The organism is Wenyingzhuangia heitensis (assembly GCF_011762155.1).
Classification (GTDB): domain Bacteria; phylum Bacteroidota; class Bacteroidia; order Flavobacteriales; family Flavobacteriaceae; genus Wenyingzhuangia; species Wenyingzhuangia heitensis.
Map to the genome: position 1 here is coordinate 13,977 of NZ_JAASQL010000008.1, position 18,947 is coordinate 32,923.

17 protein-coding genes and 1 pseudogene are annotated in these 18,947 nt (G+C 31.8%); 15 read left to right on the top strand and 3 right to left on the bottom strand.

The features are described 5' to 3' along the window. Positions 1–291 precede the first annotated feature (291 nt). The 3 genes from FHR24_RS15010 to FHR24_RS15020 all read left to right on the top strand — a co-directional run bounded on the left by FHR24_RS15010 (position 292) and on the right by FHR24_RS15020 (position 5,372). Positions 292–1,869 (top strand): sulfatase-like hydrolase/transferase, encoded by a 1,578-nt coding sequence (locus FHR24_RS15010; RefSeq protein WP_167190853.1) that lies wholly within the window; start codon positions 292–294, stop codon positions 1,867–1,869. 337 nt (positions 1,870–2,206) lie between these two features. Then, positions 2,207–2,371, top strand: a complete 165-nt coding sequence (locus FHR24_RS15015; protein WP_167190856.1) for a hypothetical protein — start codon at positions 2,207–2,209, stop codon at positions 2,369–2,371. Positions 2,372–2,501: 130 nt separating this feature from the next. Beyond that, positions 2,502–5,372, top strand: coding sequence for a sugar-binding domain-containing protein (locus tag FHR24_RS15020; protein WP_167190859.1), 2,871 nt, complete (start codon positions 2,502–2,504; stop codon positions 5,370–5,372). 210 nt (positions 5,373–5,582) lie between these two features. On the opposite strand, the pseudogene FHR24_RS15025 reads toward FHR24_RS15020, so the two are convergent. Together FHR24_RS15025 and FHR24_RS15030 are read right to left on the bottom strand one after the other, a co-directional pair. After that, positions 5,583–5,855: pseudogene (locus tag FHR24_RS15025) on the bottom strand (hypothetical protein); the annotation flags it as partial. 676 nt (positions 5,856–6,531) lie between these two features. After that, positions 6,532–6,906: a Fur family transcriptional regulator gene (locus FHR24_RS15030; protein ID WP_167190862.1), complete on the bottom strand. Its 375-nt coding sequence runs from the start codon at positions 6,904–6,906 to the stop codon at positions 6,532–6,534. Between the two features lie 138 nt (positions 6,907–7,044). Between FHR24_RS15030 and FHR24_RS15035 the strand changes: the two genes are divergently transcribed. The 12 genes from FHR24_RS15035 to FHR24_RS15090 all read left to right on the top strand — a co-directional run bounded on the left by FHR24_RS15035 (position 7,045) and on the right by FHR24_RS15090 (position 17,303). Then, positions 7,045–7,956, top strand: a complete 912-nt coding sequence (locus FHR24_RS15035; protein WP_167190865.1) for an NAD(P)/FAD-dependent oxidoreductase — start codon at positions 7,045–7,047, stop codon at positions 7,954–7,956. A 26-nt stretch (positions 7,957–7,982) separates the two neighbouring features. Further along, complete coding sequence (locus tag FHR24_RS15040) at positions 7,983–8,375, top strand: MerC domain-containing protein (protein ID WP_167190868.1); 393 nt, start codon at positions 7,983–7,985, stop codon at positions 8,373–8,375. A gap of 90 nt (positions 8,376–8,465) precedes the next feature. After that, positions 8,466–8,711: a hypothetical protein gene (locus tag FHR24_RS15045; protein ID WP_167190871.1), complete on the top strand. Its 246-nt coding sequence runs from the start codon at positions 8,466–8,468 to the stop codon at positions 8,709–8,711. Positions 8,712–8,880: 169 nt separating this feature from the next. Beyond that, positions 8,881–11,289 carry a TonB-dependent receptor gene (locus tag FHR24_RS15050; protein ID WP_243846572.1) on the top strand — a complete coding sequence of 803 codons (2,409 nt, stop codon included), beginning with the start codon at positions 8,881–8,883 and terminating at the stop codon, positions 11,287–11,289. Between the two features lie 37 nt (positions 11,290–11,326). Continuing rightward, entirely contained in the window at positions 11,327–12,157 is an 831-nt protein-coding gene (locus tag FHR24_RS15055) for a DUF4625 domain-containing protein (RefSeq protein WP_167190874.1), read from the top strand. A 58-nt stretch (positions 12,158–12,215) separates the two neighbouring features. Then, positions 12,216–12,695 (top strand): DUF4625 domain-containing protein, encoded by a 480-nt coding sequence (locus FHR24_RS15060; RefSeq protein WP_167190877.1) that lies wholly within the window; start codon positions 12,216–12,218, stop codon positions 12,693–12,695. Positions 12,696–12,704: 9 nt separating this feature from the next. Continuing rightward, entirely contained in the window at positions 12,705–13,904 is a 1,200-nt protein-coding gene (locus FHR24_RS15065) for a GTP-binding protein (protein ID WP_167190880.1), read from the top strand. Between the two features lie 21 nt (positions 13,905–13,925). Continuing rightward, positions 13,926–14,555, top strand: a complete 630-nt coding sequence (locus FHR24_RS15070; RefSeq protein WP_167190883.1) for an ABC transporter ATP-binding protein — start codon at positions 13,926–13,928, stop codon at positions 14,553–14,555. Beyond that, entirely contained in the window at positions 14,552–15,775 is a 1,224-nt protein-coding gene (locus tag FHR24_RS15075; RefSeq protein WP_167190886.1) for an ABC transporter permease, read from the top strand. Before FHR24_RS15070 ends, FHR24_RS15075 begins: the two co-directional genes overlap by 4 nt. Continuing rightward, positions 15,765–16,205 carry a hypothetical protein gene (locus FHR24_RS15080; protein WP_167190889.1) on the top strand — a complete coding sequence of 147 codons (441 nt, stop codon included), beginning with the start codon at positions 15,765–15,767 and terminating at the stop codon, positions 16,203–16,205. The genes FHR24_RS15075 and FHR24_RS15080 overlap by 11 nt, the downstream gene beginning before the upstream one ends. 18 nt (positions 16,206–16,223) lie before the next feature. Then, on the top strand, positions 16,224–16,880 hold the full coding sequence (gene folE / locus FHR24_RS15085) for a GTP cyclohydrolase I FolE (RefSeq protein ID WP_317166212.1): 657 nt from the start codon (positions 16,224–16,226) through the stop codon (positions 16,878–16,880). Between the two features lie 6 nt (positions 16,881–16,886). Then, positions 16,887–17,303 (top strand): Fur family transcriptional regulator, encoded by a 417-nt coding sequence (locus tag FHR24_RS15090; RefSeq protein ID WP_167190892.1) that lies wholly within the window; start codon positions 16,887–16,889, stop codon positions 17,301–17,303. Positions 17,304–17,359: 56 nt separating this feature from the next. On the opposite strand, the gene nadB is transcribed toward FHR24_RS15090, so the two are convergent. After that, on the bottom strand, positions 17,360–18,943 hold the full coding sequence (nadB, locus tag FHR24_RS15095; protein ID WP_167190895.1) for an L-aspartate oxidase: 1,584 nt from the start codon (positions 18,941–18,943) through the stop codon (positions 17,360–17,362). Positions 18,944–18,947 lie beyond the last annotated feature (4 nt).

The window sequence follows — 18,947 nt, forward strand, 5'->3', positions numbered from 1 at the left end:
AGGAGACTGGTATTATTTTTATCATTTAGGAAATTTTGTAAATGCCAAAGGTGAAAAGGGAAATGGACATATGAGAAATGTTTGCGTTGATAAACTATATTATAATGATGATGGTACCATTAAGTTATTAAAGCAAACAAAAAATGATGTGTTTGATGAAAAATAAAATATTTTAATAATCCATACTGATGAAAATTTTGAAACAAAGAATGAAAGATTATGATGAACCTATATTGTTACAGAAGAAACCAATAATCTTAGAATAAATAATAGCCATATAATTATAATTTTATGAAAATCATTAGAGTAATTACGTATTTATTTTTGTTAGGTATTTCAACAATAAATGCACAGAAAAAGAAGAATATAAAACCAAATATTATCTTAATTTATGCAGATGATTTAGGAAGAGGAATGTTAGGTAATTACGGACAAAAGTATTTAACTACACCTAATATTGATAAGTTAGCTGACAAAGGTATGCGTTTTAACAATGTGTATGGATGTCAGTTTTGTGCACCTGCACGTGCTAGTTTAATAAGTGGTATGCATGATGCACATATGCAACCATGGTCACTTACAAAAGCAGGTATTTATGTAAAAGAGGCCAAAGAAATTAATTTAGAGGAAATTTATAAGAAAATTGATAAAGTATCTAAGCCTGCAAAAGAAAACGAAATATTTTTAGGTACAGTTGCACAAAAACAAGGGTACACAACCGCAGAATTTGGAAAACTAGAATGGGGTTTTGCAACAACTGCGCAAAGAGTGAAAAGTCATGGTTGGGATTATCATTTTGGTTATTATGACCATGTTAGGTGTCATGGATTTTTTCCTCCTTTTTTATTCGAAAATGGAAAACTTGTAGAAATACCTGGAAATACGCGTATTGATTGCGGTAAAACGTTTGAAAGTGAGTCTCCTGAGAATTATAAAGAAAGATGGGATATGACAGGTAAAGTAAAATATTCGGAAGATATTTTTATAGAAAAAATGCTTGGTTTTATTGATGAGAATAATCCAAAGAAGACCGATAGGCCTTTCTTTATTTATTATCCAACACAATTGCCTCATGGACCAATATCTGTTCCTGCTGTAGATCCAGAACTAAAAAACAATCCCAATTTAACAGAGTTTGAAAAAGAATATGGAACCATGGTAAAATTACTAGACGAAAGTGTAGGGAAAATATACCATCATTTAGATAAGCTTGGGATTTTAGACAATACGATAATTGTTTTTACGGGAGATAATGGTCATGAAGTATACACAAAGCAAGAAGGGAAAACTGAAAATACTAGAAGTATACTAGGAGGAGGTAAATTTGATAATATTACAACCAAATATTATAGTGATATTAATGGAGATATTTTTGATGGAAATGATGGAATGGCAGGATTAAAAAGAGACAATTGGGAAGGTGGAGTAAGAGTTCCTATGTACTGGTATTGGAAAGATAAAATTAAAGGAGGAACGGAAAGTAATCAACTTATTGCGAATTATGACATACTAAATACAATATCAGAATTAATCGGAGGTAAAAATTACGATGAAAAGGATAGTAAATCTTACGCTAAGACATTGCTTGGAGGTAAAAGTGAAGAGCATGAATATACAGTTTATGCTTCTAATTTGGGACCTGCAATTGTAACAAAAGAAGGTTGGAAGTTAAGATATCAAAAAACAACAAAAATATTTCAATTGTATTTTTTACCAGATGATTATAGAGAAGAAAAGGTTTTGAATGATAAATACCCAAAGAAAGTTAAAAAGTTAACAGCACTTTTAATTAAAGAATGTGATGGAGATTTAGAAAATGGGAGTCATGCTGTTTTTGTAAGGCCCGAAGTTAAAAATAAAAAAAAGTAGCCTAAAAATAAATATGATGATATTAAAACATCAAATACTAGTTTGCTTTTTAATTTGTTGGTCAACACAAATATTTTCACAAGCACAAAATAAAAGAGATATCAACACTGATTGGTATTTTCAAAAAGGGTAAGTATTCTTATCGTAGTTAAAAATCCAGCTTTATATACGGTAAAAACGGAGTTATATCTTGATAAAAAGTTAATAGACATTGTTATAGAAACAACTGGGTTTAGAACGGTTGCTGTATAAGGACAAAGGCTTTTTTTTAAATGATAAATCTTACCCTTTGTACGGAGCTGCAATACATTAGTATTACCTAGGAGTTGGATCGGCAATGCGTAAAGAGTTTTTTAAAGATGGAAATTCAGAGTTATACAACTTACAAAAAGATCTTTTAGAAACTAAAAATCTTGCTGAAATAGAAGTGAAAAAAGCAAAAAAACTTTTAAAACAACTTCAAAAATGGCGGGTTTCAGTGGGGCTCAAATGCCAGTTTTAAATCCAAATATGGATTTAGAAAAAGATAAAAAAAGTCAAAAAAGAAAAACAAAGAAAAAAACTAAATGATTATTTCAAAATTTATAAACTTCATAAAATCTATTGCAATTTTTTTTATAGTACTATTTTCTTTGGCATGTTTTTCAAAAAATCAACCAAATGCATTAAGTTCAGATAGTCAAGAAATAATTTTACTAGATGGTAGTTGGAAACTTGCGCTTGATTCAAACAAGTCTTTAAAAACGATTCCTGTTTTGTCTGATTTAAAATTTGATAGTTCAGTAGTTCTACCTGGTTCTTTATCTGAAAATAAAAAAGGAACTCTAAATAATAATCATGAAGTTTGGGGGAATCTATCTTTATTATATTCTTTTGAAGGAACTGCTTATTATCAACGAACGATTATCATTCCAGCTAATTGGAATGATAAGAGAATTGTTTTTAAAATGGAAAGAACTCGAAAAACTGCAGTTTGGATTGATGGAAAATTGATAGGAACCAATCCTTATTTATCAACAGCACAATTATATGAATTAAAGAACCTTAAACCAGGGAAACATGAATTGATAGTTGCAGTAGATAACATGGTTAAAGAACATCCTGCGGGAAGGTCTCATATGAATGAAGAGTCAACACAAACCAATTGGAATGGTATTCTGGGGCAAATTCAATTGGAAGCAACTCCTAAGATTTTTATCAGTAAAATTCGTGTTTTTCCTAATCTTAAAAAGAAGCAGGCAACGTTAGAATTGACATTAAATAATAATATTGGTAATGCTCAAAAAGGGAAAATAAAAATAATTACAACTAGTTTCAATTCAGCTAGAAAACATACCCCTAAACAAGTAGTTTTTGATTTTACAATAAACGAATCTAATGAGAAGGTTGAAGCAACTATTGTATTTGGAGAAAAAATGCTTTTATGGGATGAATTCAACCCCACTCTTTATCAAACTAAGGTTTTCTTAGAGTTAGAAAATGGTGATACACAACAATTAGAACGATCTTTCGGAATGCGATTGTTTACCCAAAATAAATCGCAATTTGTAATTAATAGAAATACTACTTTTTTACGAGGTAAACACGATGCTTGTGTCTTTCCTTTAACAGGTTATGCACCAATGGAGGTAAAAGAATGGGTGAGAGTTTTTAAAATAGCAAAAAATTATGGAATCAATCATTATCGTTTTCATACTTGGTGTCCTCCAGAAGCTGCTTTTGCAGCTGCTGATTTAGTAGGTATTTATCTGCAACCAGAATTACCATGCTGGGGAGAGTTAGATGCACAAGAAAAAGGGGTGTCTTTTAAAGATATTAATGCTGTTGCTTTTGGATCTGAAAAAACAAAAAAAGGAAAAAAATTTAACTCTAAAATAAAAACGCAAGCCGAAAAGTATTTTCAGAAAGATTCAGAACATATTTTAGATGATTATGGTAATTATGCCTCTTTTGTTATGTTTGCACTCGGAAATGAACTAAAAGGAAATGTTGAGGTAATGGAGCGTTTAGTTGATGAAATTCGTTCATATGATAGCAATCGTAGGTTGTATGCACAAGGATCTAATAATAATTTTAGAGATCCTAAAAAAGGAAAAAATGATGATTATTTTACAACAGTAAGAACATCTGCTAAAACATGGGAAAATTATGATAATAATACGCGTATCTCTTATAGTAGAGCTGACCAATTTGATGGTGGAATTGTAAATCATTTGAGACCTACAACACGTACTAATTTTTCCAAAGCACTTCAAAATACAAAAGTACCCATTATCGGACACGAAACAGGACAATATTCTTATTATCCAGATTATAATGAAATAAAAAAATACAAAGGTGTTACAAAAGCTTGGAATTTACAATTGGGAGAAAAACTTCTTAAAGAAAAAGGAATGTACAAGCAATGGCCAGATTTTTTTAAAGCAACAGGGAAATGGGCATCAATACTTTATTGTGAAGATATGGAATCAGGTATTAGAACCCCAGGTTTTGGAGGCTTTCAGCTACTTGATTTACAGGATTATCCTGGGCAAGGAACTGCAATTGTTGGACCTTTAAATACTTTTATGGAGTCAAAAAGAACAATTACTCCAAAAAAATGGCGTGAATTTTCTGCTCCTATAACAATACTCGGCGAATTTGATCAATATACATTAACTGCTGGAGAAGAGTTTTTAGCAGATATAAATATTGCGAACTATTCGAATAAAAACTTAAAAGGAAAATTAAGTTGGTCTGTTAAAGGAATTGGCCAGGGTGAATTTATGTTTTCATCAAAACAAGGAATGATTTCAAATGCAGGACAGATAAAAATTAAATTACCCAACTTAAAAGAAGCAAAGCAAACAACTTTATATTTAAAACTGAATGGCTCTAAAATTATAAAATCTTATCCCTTGTGGATATATCCAGTAAAGAAAAACATTGTTATACCAGAGAATGTTATCGTATCAAAAGAATTAGACGACAGTACTTTGAGAAAACTTGAAGCTGGTGGACGTATATTATTGATTCCTGAACATGATGCTATAAAAGAAAATAGTGTTGGAGGGTTGTTTATGACAGAATTTTGGTCTTATAAAATGTTTTATAAAATAGCAGTGAATAAAGGGGTTGAGCCTTCTCCAGGTACTTTAGGTTTGTTAATTGATGATAAACACAAAGCATTAAAAGGCTTTCCTACAGAATATCATACCAATTGGCAATGGTGGAGTGCTGTGCATAACTCACGTCCAATTATTTTAGACGATGCACCAAATGGTTACAAGCCAATTGTACAGAGTATTGATAATATGTGGCGTTCTCATAAATTAGGAACATTGTTTGAATTTAAAGTTGGTAAAGGAAGTGTTTTAGTAAGTTCTATTGACTTAACTGCAATTGAAAATACCATAGAAGGAAATGCTTTATATCAATCTTTATTACATTATGTGGGTTCAAATAATATGAAGCCTAAAACAGAAATTAAAGCAGAAGAATTAATAAGACTGATCTATAAATAATTAAGATGAAAGGTGGTAAAAAAGCACTTTGGTATGATTATACTTTGCCAGAAGTACTATTAGATAAGGCTACCAATTATATTTTTAATAACCTGTGATATTTATGCTCCTGGTATGTCATATCCTAGATTTGAAGGAATATTAAAATTAGGGATGCGTGGAGACAATGTAGTCAATTAGATTGGTTTGTTGGTGAGCTTATGAAAATGCCGCTTTATCATCAATTACGTTACGCAATCCACGTTCACTTGTGCTATCTGCTTGAATCATTTTTACCATAGTTTATGTCAATCTACTAACCATTCTACCATCAGAAGTATTCAACAGGAGTAACCTCAGAGCAGTTTGTAGTACTTTACCTGCTTTACCAGCCCTTCCAAATTCAGAATCATTTTCACGTGCCAAATGACCATCTTTGGTTTTGTGAAAGGTAATATCTCCAATAGTACCTTTTAGTTTAATTATGTCTTTTTGTCTTGTCATAATTTTTCATTTTTTGATTATACATTTAGAATGTTGAGGTACACTCTTTCAAACCGTATAAATCAAATCACGATGCATCTAAAACCGATTTACAAGAACAGATCTTTCATTTCAAATTGATAATCAAAAAGCACCTTAAAAAGCAAGAGTATGAGTTCATTTCTATTGATGAATTTTGCCAATATACAGGGCTTAAATTTGAGGAAGTAAACCTTTTGATAGTTGTTGGATAATAGTTTAAGAGTTAAACCTCTTAAATAGTCTTTTTTTTTGTTAAAAACAAGTTCATTAAGTAGTTCGCTATTTGGATTTAACTCTTGTGATTTCAAGGATTTATTGTACTATTTACAGATACAGTTTAATGTTCTTTATGGATATTTGATAGTGACCTATTGAAACATATTACAGCGAAATCCTTGAAAACACTAGCATAATAAAGAGGAGTACAAATACCTCTTTCTCTGCAATCAAGCGCAAAGCTTGAAAAATAAAAACCACTAAGTTTTACTTGAGTGCTTTTTTGCTTTTTAAGACTTAAGCATTTGCAAAATATTGTAAGAGAAATCTTGGGACAAAATCCCTCTTTCTCCTCAAAAACCTTAAACCTTTACTTGAAGGTTTTTTATGTTTAAAATTTAGTGTTTGTAAAACGATAAGCTTTTTTATTTTTTTTAGATTAAAAACAATCCTTACAAGTACCTGTTAAAACACAATTAACATTTTGAACAGTGTATTTGTCTGGAATCGAAAAATTAACTTCAGTAGGAAGGCATTCTATGGTTTCACATTTAACACATCTAAAGTGAAAATGATTGATAGATTTATGGATATTGTCGCAATCTAAACATAATGCAAAGTATTGCTTACCGTCTTCAGCAACAACTTTATGCAAAACTCCATCTTCACAAAAACGATTTAAAACACGGTAGATAGTTGCTCTGTTTATATCAATGTTTATTTTTTTCTCAATCGCATCTTGACTCATTGCTTTTCCTGTCTTAGTAATCACATCTAAAACAGCTTCTTTTGTTGGAGTACTTCTTCTTTTCATGTTAATGCGATATGTTTGCAATTATTATTGCGATTCTATTGCAATATTATAAAATATATAATATGTTTGCAAACTATTTAATGCGACTATGTTGCTTTAGAAGTAAAGAGTGAATTACTTAGTTGAAAATTTAAGTTTATGAAAGAAGATAATTTTTTTGAAGTTGTTATCATAGGAGGTAGTTATTCTGGTCTTTCTGCCGCTATGGCATTAGGTCGTTCTTTAAGAAAAGTTCTTGTTATAGATAATAATAAGCCATGCAATAGGCAAACACCACATTCACAAAATTTTTTAACGCAAGATGGTAAAACACCTAAAGAAATAGCCACAATAGCTAAAGAACAAGTGCAAAAATATAATTCGGTATCATTTTTAAATGATTTTGCAGTAAGTGTTAAAAAAGGAACAAATACGTTTGAGGTTAAAACAGAATTAGGAAAAACGCTTGTTGCTAAAAAAATAATTATAGCAACAGGAATTAAAGATATAATGCCTAATATAAAGGGGTTCTCTAATTGTTGGGGGATTTCTGTAATACATTGTCCTTATTGTCATGGATATGAACATAAAGCTGTAAAAACAGCAATTATAGCTAATGGAAATGAAGCACTAGACCGTATTCCTTTAATAAAGAATCTTACCAATAATTTAACCATGCTAACCAATGGGGAAATGAATTTTAATCAGGGGCAATTAAAAAAACTTAAGGAGTATAATATTGCAGTAACGGAGAAAGAAATTGTAGAAATAGAGCACAAAAAAGGACATGTTGAAAAAGTAATTTTTAAAGATGGTACCCAACAAGATTTTTCTGCAATGTATGCCGTAATTCCTTTTGAACAACATACTTTAATTCCAGTAGATTTAGGGTGTGAACTAACGGAACAAGGACACATTACGGTTAATTCATTGCAACAAACTACTGTTGATGGTGTGTTTGCTTGTGGAGATAACTCTACTCCAATAAGGTCGGTTGCATATTCAGTAGCTACAGGAAATATAGCAGGAGCAATGATTAATAAAGAACTTTCTGACGAAGTTTTTAAATAATGGTTTAGAAAACAAATTTATAAAAAATGAAAATAAAAAATAACACTATCGATATAATAGCATTCTCCAGTTCATTAATTTGTGCGGTGCATTGTGCGGCTATCCCTGTAGTACTTTCGTTTTCATCTTTAAGTAGTCTACATTTTTTAGAAAACCCATATATTGAATGGACATTTGTAAGTTTAGGACTTGTGTTTGTTCTGCTTTCTTTATTACCTAGTTATAAAAAAGTGCATCATCATACAAAGCCTCTGTTGTTTGCTAGTATAGGTTTTTTGTTTATTGCTTTGGGTAGGCTAAATTTAACGGAGTTGTTCGAAATTGTAAATACAGTTGTTGGAGCTTCTTTTGTTTCATGGGCTCATTATTCTAATTGGAAATTATTAAATACGGAAGACTGCCGTAAACATCAATCTTAATCTTTTTAGACTATATCAGCTCGCTAATTAATGAAACCGAATCGTATTAAAAATAGCATTACTTTCTTGTTTCTTGCTCTATTTTTTTTAATGAAAATAGCAGGACTACATGCACTGATTCATATAGATGATGAGCACGAAGAGCAATGTGTTGTTTGTGAATATGCGATTTCATACAATTTAATACCTATACTTTCTCCCGATGTTGAAGATTTTAGTGTTGAAAACACAGACTTAGTTGTTTGTGAAAAAAAGACTATAGACTACATTTTTAGTTTTTTAACCACTATTACTACAGATCAACTTTTCTCTAGACCTCCACCTTTCTTATTATAAGTTTCCCTATACACTACACGGTTTATTGTTTGATTGATTTAACGATTTTTTAGTTGTTGCAAAACTTCTAAAACCTAGTTTTCTTAAAACACAAGAAATACTACAATGGTTAGCTCATCAAAAAATAGAGTCTTTGTACATCGCTGTATAGGTTTTTGAATTTTCCCTTATGCAGGGAATTTGTTTAAAAATTCTAGAATACCCAATTATGTTTTATAAAACACTGAGTATATGGTTGCTTTGTAGCCTATATTCAATTGCATTTGCACAAAATACATCTCAAATAAAAGGAGTTGTTGTTAGTGAAAACACATTAACTCCTATAGCTGGAGCCAATATTATAGGTAAAAACCTATTGTCTATATCATCAACAAATGGTGAGTTTGTTATAGATCATGTACACACAGATTCCTGTTCTTTTGAGGTGTGTTGTTTAGGTTATGCATGCAAAACCGTTGTTGTACATGCTGATGACGATAAAAACGCTGTTAAAATTTATTTAAAACAAGCTTCTACAGATTTAAAGGAAGTAAATATTTCTGCAAAATCAAAACAAAGAAAAGCCTTAGAAACACCAATGGTTTCTCAAACTGTATCTAAAGATTTTTTAGATAAAAATAGAGAGAATAGTTTAATGCAAACTTTAAGTAAAATACCTGGAGTTAGTACTATTAACATTGGTTCTGGGCAATCTAAACCTGTAATTAGAGGTTTAGGATTTAACAGAGTTGCGGTGGTTCAGAACGGAATAAAACATGAAGCACAACAATGGGGAAATGACCACGGATTAGAAATAGATCAGCAAGGAATAGAAAACATTCAAATAATAAAGGGGCCTGCTTCTTTATTATATGGTTCTGATGCTATTGCGGGAGTGGTAGACATTCAGCCAAATAAAATTCCGTTACAGCATTCTTTTAAGGGAGAGGTTAATGTACTGGGAGAAAGTAATAACGATTTGTTGGGAATATCTACTGGAATAGAGTCTAGAAAAGAAAAATGGTTTTACCGTGGGAGATTCACTTACAGAGATTATGCAGATTATAAAGTTCCTACAAATAAAATTAATTACGAAAATTACATTTTTGAATTGCACGATAATAACCTAAGAAATACAGCAGGTAAAGAAATAGATGGAAGTGTTAGTGTTGGTTATGTTGCTAAAAACATAAAATCGGAAACAGTGTTTAGTAATGTAAATGCTAAAAACGGATTTTTTGCCAATGCACATGGGTTAGAGGTAAGAACATCAAAAATAGATTATGACAGTTCTAATAGAGATATTGATTTGCCTTTTCATAACGTAAATCATTTTAAAATTACCAACAATACGTCTTTAGATTTTGGGAATCATACCTTGTTTTTTGATGTAGGTTTTCAGAACAACCACAGAGAAGAACATACAGAGCCAACCGCTCATGGTTACATGCCAAAACCATCGGGTTCAAAAGAACGTGTGTTTAAAAAGAACACGTATTCTTTAAATGTAAAAGATTCGTTTACACTTAATAAAAAGCACGATGTGGTGTTGGGGGTAAACATGGAGTATCAAGATAATAATATTGGGGGGTGGGGATTTTTAATTCCAGAATATGATCGTTTTACTGCGGGTGTATTTGCTTATGACCAATTTGAAATTAATTCAGACTTACATTTTTTAGCGGGAATGCGTTATGATTTTGGTAAAGTAGACACCAAGGCTTATTACGATTGGTATCCTTCTACAGTAAGAAATGAAGACAATTCTACTTCTGATGTGTATTTGCAAAGAGCTCAAAACAAAAGTCTAAATTTTGGCAACTTGAGTGCTTCTGTAGGACTTAGTTACATTCAAAACCAAACGAGTTATAAACTAAATGTTGGTAGAAGTTTTAGAATGCCTTTGGCAAGTGAGTTGGCATCAGACGGAGTTAATTATCACATGTATCGTTACGAAAGAGGAAATTTAGATTTAGATCCAGAGGTATCATATCAATTAGATGTAGAGGTAGACCATACCACAAAACTGTTTAGTGTTGGGGTTAGCCCATTTGTAAATCTGTTTGATAACTACATCTATTTAAACCCAACACCTACTTATTTTGAAACTTTGCAAATTTATGAATACACGCAAAGCAAAGTTTTTAGAATAGGGGGAGAGGCTAGAGCTAGTGTAAACCTTTATAAAAACTTGCAGTTAACTACTTCTGTAGAATATGTATACTCTAGACAAACTAGTGGGCCTAAAAAAGATTTTACATTACCATTTTCACCACCCTTATCAGTATTGTTTTCTGCAAACTATCAGTTTAAAGACTTTTTGTTTTTTAAGAAACCACAATTTATGGCAGATTATAGAATAACAGCATCGCAAGAAGAAATTGTGCCACCAGAAGAAATAACAGATGGTTTTCAGGTATTAAATATGTCTTTTATCTCTAAAATGGATGTGTTTAAAAATGAAAATCCGATGGATGTACGTGTAAAATTAAATAATGTATTCAATACCAAATATTTTAACCATACCAGTTTTTATAGGTTGATAGATGTGCCGGAAGCGGGTAGAAATATATCCTTATCACTAACAATACCTTTTTAAAATAAATAATTAATAACAATCATTAAAATTAAATCAAATGAAAACAAAGAGTATCAAAACAAATTTTAAATTTTTAGCAATCATTGCTTTTTTAGCATTGACTTTTCAATCATGTAATAACGACGACGATAGTATTGAATTAGGAGGTCCTGTTATTTCTGAGTTTGAATATGGAGAAGGTCATCATGGAGAGGATGAAGATCATGACCATGAAGAAGAAGCATATGCTTACAAAGGATCTGACATGCATTTAGAAGCAACAATTACTTCAGATGTAAAAATAGCAAGTATTTCACTTTCTGTACATACGCATGATGTAGAACCAGGTGACGATGAAGTAGAGTGGGATTTTGAAAAAGTATTTACAGACGAAAAATATTTAGTTCTAAATCCAACATTTCACGAGCATATTGACATTCCAAGTAACATTCCTGCTGGTGAATACCACGTAGAATTAGTAGTTACTGATGAAGATGGAAAAAGCACTGAAGTAGAAGGACATGTTGATATAATGGAACCTATTACCATTAGTGAGCCTTCTGTAGATACTACTGTAACTAGAGGAGATGATTTTCATGCAGAGTTCATGATAAATGCTGTTAAAGGTATTCACAATGTTTCTGTTGATGTACATGCGCATGGGTTAACTGTTGCTGAAGGAGAAGTAGAATGGGATTTTGAAAAAGAGTTTGAGGATAAGTACCATGAAAAAACAGAAGTAGAATTCCATGAACACATAGATGTTCCTGCTACTGCACCTGCAGGAGAATACCACATTATTTTTACAGTTAAAGATGAAGATGGGAATACTCAAAAGTACGAAACTCATATAGATGTTACCAAAGAGGGAGCAATTACTAAAGCATAAAACACAAATTAAAACCCTTGTCGCTTTTTAAAGTGACAAGGGTTAAATAACAAAAGGTATGAAAATTATTAAAAATTATTTATTTTATTTTCTTGTAGCATCGCTTTTTATAGCCTGTACAAGTGATGACGGTTTTGATAAAGATGAAGAAAAACCAACCATTAGTGTAAATTATACCAATGGTTTTCCTCAGGGTTGTACTCAATTAACAAAAGGACAAACGTATAGCTTTAGAGCTCAGGTTACAGACAACAAAGAATTAGCGGCTTATAGTCTAGATATTCATCATAATTTTGACCACCATACACATGACGACCAAGTTACAGAATGTGATTTGGGAGCTATTAAATCATCTGTAAATCCTTATTTACATGTAGAAAATTATACGATTACAGAAGGGTTAACGGCTTATGAAATAAACATCAGCATTACTATTCCTGATGATGTTGATACTGGTGATTATCATTGTGCTTATTCTGTAACAGATAAAACAGGTTGGCAGTCTAGAACTTCTATAGATATAAAAATTGTAGAGTAAAATAAGACAATGAAAAAATTACCCGTAACTGTTTTAAGCGGTTTTCTAGGAGCAGGAAAAACCACATTATTAAATCATATTTTACATAATAAGCAGGGCTTAAAAGTGGCTGTTATTGTAAATGATATGAGCGAAGTAAACATTGATGCTCAGTTTATAGAAAATGAAAACACACTTTCTAGAACCGAAGAAAAACTAGTAGAAATGTCTAACGGATGTATTTGTTGTACGTTGCGTGAAGATTTAATGGTTGAGGTAGAAAAATTAGCGGCTCAAAATAAGTTTGATTATTTACTAATAGAAAGTACAGGTATTAGCGAACCTATTCCTGTTGCCCAAACATTTACGTTTGAAAGTGAGGATGGTACTATAGATTTAAGTCGATTTAGTTATATAGATACGATGGTTACCGTATTAGATGCTTTTAATTTTTTAAAAGACTTTTCTAGCGCTGATTATTTAGCCACTAGAGAACTTACCAATATTGATGGAGATGATAGAACGATTGTTAATTTGTTAACAGATCAAATTGAGTTTGCCAATGTCATTATCATTAATAAAATGGATTTGGTTACCAAAGAAGAGTTAGAAGAACTAAAAAGTATTGTTCATAAACTAAACCCAGAAGCTAAAATTATTTTTGCCAATCAATCTAACGTAGCCTTAAAAGAGGTTATTGATACAGGTTTGTTTGATTATGACAAAGCAGAAGCTTCTGCAGGTTGGATCAAAGAACTAGAAAACGAACATACTCCAGAAACCGAAGAATACGGTATTGGTTCTATGGTGTTTAAAAGTAAAAAACCGTTTCATCCAGAGCGTTTTTTAACCTACTTAAATACAGACTTTCCACAAAATATTATACGTAGTAAAGGGTTGTTTTGGATGGCATCAAGATCTGGGCAAGCCTTGGTGTGGAGTTCTGCTGGTGGTTCTTGCAAGGCAGATTCTGCAGGAGATTGGTGGGCATCTATGCCGTATAGTGAGCGAATCAATCATCCGATGTTTCATGAAAACAAAGACCAGTTAGAAAGTGATTGGGATTCTGTTTTTGGAGACAGAAAAATAGAACTAGTATTTATAGGACAACACATAGAAAAAGAAAAAATGAGAACTCATTTAGAAAAGTGCTTGCTAACGGATGAAGAAGTCTCAGTTTGGAAAAATGAATTGTTCCCTCAAAAAGACCAATGGCCTATTGTTAGATAAAAAGAAAACCTATAAATTTATATGATACAAATAAACAATCTTACGTTTCAATACCCAACCAAAGAACACGTTTTTAAATTCCCTAATATCCATTTAAAAGAACAAGAAAATTTACTTGTCTTAGGAAAATCTGGAGTAGGAAAAACAACGTTGTTACATATATTAGCAGGTTTATTACAACCTACTCAAGGAACTGTTAAGATTGATGATGTGTCTATACATTCTTTGTCTCATCAAAAGTTAGATGCTTTTAGAGGACAAAATATAGGGCTTGTTTTTCAAAGTAATCATGCCGTAAATTCTTTAACTGTTTTAGAAAACTTACAGGCTCGTCTTTTTTTTAGCAAACAACCTGTTGACCCTAAAAAGATTGATGTCTTGTTAGAAGAATTGGGTTTAATTCAGCTTAAAAAACATTATATAAATGAACTCAGTCAAGGACAATTACAAAGATTGGCCATTGCATTGTCTGTAATTCACAATCCTAAAATTATTTTGGCAGATGAGCCTACATCTAGTTTAGATGATGACAATTGTAAGGTAGTAATAGAACTACTTAAAAAAAAAGCGGAGCAGACCAATGCTAATCTTGTGGTAATTACACACGATCAAAGAGTAAAGTCATTATTTTCTAATACCCTTACATTATGAGAATCTGGAAAATAAGCCTACAAAACATCAAAAGCAAAAAAGGCTATACACTTGTGAGTATATTTACCTTGGCATTAAGTAGTATGCTTCTTTTAGGAATTCAGCAACTAAAAAAAACATTTCAATATCAAGTAAATAATAATATTGAAAAGATAGATATGGTGGTGGGAGCTAAAGGAAGTCCACTACAATTGGTGTTGTCATCAGTCTTACATATGGACAATCCTACAGGGAATATTCTATACAACGATGCCAAAAAAATTGGTGAGAGTAGACTGATAAAAACGGCCATTCCTATTTCTTATGGTGATAATTACAAAGGATATAAAATTGTAGGAACCACCAAAGAGTTTGCTAGTCTTTACAATGCAGTGTTAGATAAAGGACGTGAGGTAAACAAAGCTATGGAAGTGGTATTAGGACATGATATTGCTAAAAATTTAGAATTAGAGTTAGGGGATACTTTTTTAAGCTCTCATGGTCTGTTAGAAAATGATCTAGATGTTCATTCGGAATATTTAACCGTTGTGGGTATTTACAAACAAACTAACAAAGTAATAGATAGATTAATTATAACGGATTTAGAAAGTATTTGGGAGGTTCATCATCATGAAAAAGAAGAACATCATCATGATGATGGGGAGCACTACCACAAAACAGAACATCATTCTGAAAAAGAAATAACCTCTTTGTTAGTGACTTTTAAATCTCCTACAGGGCTTTTAACAATGCCTAAAAGAATTAATAAAAACACCAATATGCAGGCAGCATTGCCAAAATATGAATTAGATAAATTGTATGAATATACAGGAGTAGGATTTACAATTATTTCTGTAATTGCCTATGTTATCTTTTTAGTTTCTAGCCTTATTATTTTCATTAGTATTTACAAAATGATCAAAGAGCAGCGTTTTTACCTAGCTCTTTTTAGAACCTATGGAGCAAGTAATCTTCAGTTGTTGCAAATTATAGCCTATGAAACTTTTACCATTGTATCTATTGCTTTTTTGTTAGGAATAGCGATGGCAAAGGGAGGTCTTTATTTTATGTTTTCTATACTAAATGCTAACTACCAACAAACTCGTATTCAAGATCTTGCTATTACAGACTACTTAGAGTTAGGAAGCTTGGTTTTTACCGTGGTTGTTTTATCTGTGTTACTGGCTATATATCCTATTGTAAAAATGAATATTTCAACAACGTTAAGTCATGAAAAATAAAATCATTCTTATAGTGTTTTTGGGAGTTTGTTCGGTGAGTTTTGGGCAACAAACTATTACTTGGCAAGATTTAGCAAAGGTAAAATTTACAGAAAAGTATTTTCCTGCATTGAAAGAAACTTTTTTATATCCACATTTTTCTGTCTCGGTAAAAAGTTTAGAAGGAAAACAAGTACAACTCAAAGGATATTTTTTAGATGTAGATCCTCAAGGAAAATTATATGTATTGTCTAAAGGACCTATGTCTTCCTGTTTCTTTTGTGGAGAAGGTGGCCCCGAAACTGCTGTAGAAATACAATTGGCATCTGCAGCTAATTTTAAAACAGATGACGTGTTAGTGGTTACCGGAACTTTGTACTTAAATGCAGATGATATTGAGCATTTTAATTACATTTTAAAAGATTGTAGAGCAAAACGAATTGACAAATAAATTTTAAAAAATAAAAAGGTGGAAAATAAAAATTTTGAAGAAATGGGAGACAGTCATCAAATGACTTCTTTAGAAACACCTTTAAGATCAGATGCTTTTAAAAAATCTGATGAAGAAAAAATAAAAGCCATTCAACAACATTTTTCTAAAATTATGGAAGAGTTGGGGTTAGATTTAACCGATGATAGTTTAAAAGGAACTCCTTATAGAGTAGCAAAAATGTATGTAAAAGAATTGTTTATGGGATTAAACCCCGCCAACAAACCCAAACTATCTGTGTTTGACAATAAGTACGATTATAACAAAATGTTGGTAGAAAGTGACATTACTTTTAATTCATCGTGCGAACATCACTTTTTACCTATTGTAGGAAAAGCTCATGTGGGGTATGTATCTAGCGGAAAAGTAATAGGATTGTCTAAAATTAATAGAGTAGTAGATTATTATGCAAAAAGACCTCAGGTACAAGAGCGTATGAGTTTGCAAATATTTAACGAATTAAAAGAAGTATTAGATACAGACAATGTAATTGTGGTGGTAGAAGCAGAGCATTTATGTGTGTCTAGCAGAGGGATTAACGATAAAACATCTAAAACAACTACTATAGAATACGCAGGAGTTTTTAAAGATGCTAACACAAGAAATGATTTTTTTAAACTGATGAATCCTAAATAATAATTTGTGGAAGCCAGAAATATTTTAAAGCAACACTCTTTACGAGCTACCTCTCATAGGTGTAAGGTATTAGATTATATGATACAATCTAACCGTGCCTTAACGCATTTAGATTTAGAGGGAAATTTTAAGAATAAAATAAACAGGGTAAGTTTGTATAGAATGTTGTACTCGTTTTCTGAAAAAAATATTGTGAATGAAATTATAGACTCTAACAGGGTCACTAATTATATTTTTAACAAGCAATTAAAAAAGCACGTACAACATTCTTATTTTAAATGTAAAACATGCAATAAGGTGATAAAACTACCAGCATTGCCTATAGAGTATGTAAAATGTTTTGAGCATATACACATAGAAAAACTAAATGTGTTGGCAGAAGGAACTTGTAAAACCTGTTGTACAAAAATTACTGACAATTAGCCGACATTGAGTTCGTGTTTAAAATACAAAAATCAGGTTTTATCTAAAAGCTAAAATTACTCACAATCCTGATTGTAAAAACCTCCTTTGTTTTGTTTACGCTCCATAGATGCTTGTATAATAAGGTGTGCGTTGGTAATTAAATTTCGCAATTCACAAATGGGTACAGAAAGTTTTGCGTTTTTGTACAACTCTTTATTTTCTTGATATAAAATTTCTAAACGGTTGGCAGCTTTTTGCAAACGAATGTCAGAACGGACTATACCTACATAGTTGCTCATTATTTTCTGGATGTCTTTTCTGTCGTGCGTAATTAAAATGTTTTCTATGTTTTTAGAAGTGTTGGTGTCATCCCAACCAGGAATATCGGATCTAAATTCTAAAGAATTAAAAATAGAAGTCCCGTGTTTAAAACTTTTATGTGCATACACAATAGCTTCTATTAAAGAGTTAGAGGCTAATCTATTTGCACCATGCAATCCGGTTCTAGAACATTCTCCGCAAGCATATAAGTTCTCTATAGAAGTTTGTCCGTTTTTATTAACAGCAATTCCTCCACAAATATAATGAGCAGCAGGAGTAATGGGTATAAAATCTTTGTGAACATCAATCCCAATAGATTTACATTTTTCGGTAATATTAGGAAAGTGATTTATAAAATGTTCTGGGTTTATATGTGTACAATCTAAGTAAGCATAATCTTCACCTGTAATCTTTAATTCGGTATCAATAGCTCTTGCAACAATATCTCTAGGAGCTAGTTCTAAACGGTCATCATAACGTTCCATAAAACGTTCTCCGTTGCTGTTTCTAAGAATTCCACCTTCACCTCTAACGGCTTCGGTAATTAAAAAAGCAGGAGATTGTGCAGGTTCTTGGTGTAATGCTGTTGGATGAAACTGAATAAATTCTATATCCTGAATTTTAGCTTTAGCTCTATAAGCCATGGCAATACCATCACCTGTGGCAATTTTAGGATTGGTGGTGGTTCTATACACTTGTCCGCTACCACCAGCAGCTAATAAGGTGATTTTTGCCTGTATGGTTTTTATTTCTTGTGTAGCCTCATCTAAAACATAAGCACCGTAACAAGTAATATGGTCTCTGTGAGTAACTGTTTTTTCGTGACCTTGTGCTCTTAGTATATGATGATCTGTAATAAAATCTACAGTAAAATGATCTTCTAACAAAGTAATGTTAGGAGTGTTTTCTACTTTTTGTAACAAAGCACGAGCAATTTCGTACCCTGTAATATCTTTGTGATGTAAAATCCTGTTTTGTGAGTGTCCTCCTTCTCGACCTAAACTGTAATCTCCTTTGTTGGTTTTGTCAAACTGAGCTCCCCAAGCAATTAATTCATCTAAACGTTTAGGGGCTTCTTCTACCACCATTCTAACCACTTCTTCGTCACACAAACCGTCACCTGCAATAAGTGTATCTTGTATGTGTTGCTCAAAAGAGTCTATGTCTGTATTGGTTACAGTGGCAATACCACCTTGTGCATATTTGGTATTGCTTTCTTCTTTTTGTGCTTTTGTAACTAAAGTAATGGTTGCTTGTTTGTGAAAACTAGCTACTTTTAAAGCGTAAGAAAGTCCTGCAATTCCGGATCCAATAACTAAAAAATCTGTTTTAATCATATTG

Bases quoted from the DNA above. Each gene is read 5' to 3' on its own strand.
- FHR24_RS15055 (WP_167190874.1), top strand. From the start codon at position 11,327: ATGAAAACAAAGAGTATCAAAACAAATTTTAAATTTTTAGCAATCATT.
- FHR24_RS15010 (WP_167190853.1), top strand. From the start codon at position 292: ATGAAAATCATTAGAGTAATTACGTATTTATTTTTGTTAGGTATTTCA.
- nadB (WP_167190895.1), bottom strand. From the start codon at position 18,943: ATGATTAAAACAGATTTTTTAGTTATTGGATCCGGAATTGCAGGACTT.
- FHR24_RS15060 (WP_167190877.1), top strand. From the start codon at position 12,216: ATGAAAATTATTAAAAATTATTTATTTTATTTTCTTGTAGCATCGCTT.
- FHR24_RS15075 (WP_167190886.1), top strand. From the start codon at position 14,552: ATGAGAATCTGGAAAATAAGCCTACAAAACATCAAAAGCAAAAAAGGC.
- FHR24_RS15065 (WP_167190880.1), top strand. From the start codon at position 12,705: ATGAAAAAATTACCCGTAACTGTTTTAAGCGGTTTTCTAGGAGCAGGA.
- FHR24_RS15050 (WP_243846572.1), top strand. From the start codon at position 8,881: ATGCAGGGAATTTGTTTAAAAATTCTAGAATACCCAATTATGTTTTAT.
- FHR24_RS15070 (WP_167190883.1), top strand. From the start codon at position 13,926: ATGATACAAATAAACAATCTTACGTTTCAATACCCAACCAAAGAACAC.
- FHR24_RS15080 (WP_167190889.1), top strand. From the start codon at position 15,765: ATGAAAAATAAAATCATTCTTATAGTGTTTTTGGGAGTTTGTTCGGTG.
- FHR24_RS15035 (WP_167190865.1), top strand. From the start codon at position 7,045: ATGAAAGAAGATAATTTTTTTGAAGTTGTTATCATAGGAGGTAGTTAT.
- FHR24_RS15045 (WP_167190871.1), top strand. From the start codon at position 8,466: ATGAAAATAGCAGGACTACATGCACTGATTCATATAGATGATGAGCAC.
- FHR24_RS15015 (WP_167190856.1), top strand. From the start codon at position 2,207: ATGCGTAAAGAGTTTTTTAAAGATGGAAATTCAGAGTTATACAACTTA.
- FHR24_RS15040 (WP_167190868.1), top strand. From the start codon at position 7,983: ATGAAAATAAAAAATAACACTATCGATATAATAGCATTCTCCAGTTCA.
- FHR24_RS15030 (WP_167190862.1), bottom strand. From the start codon at position 6,906: ATGAAAAGAAGAAGTACTCCAACAAAAGAAGCTGTTTTAGATGTGATT.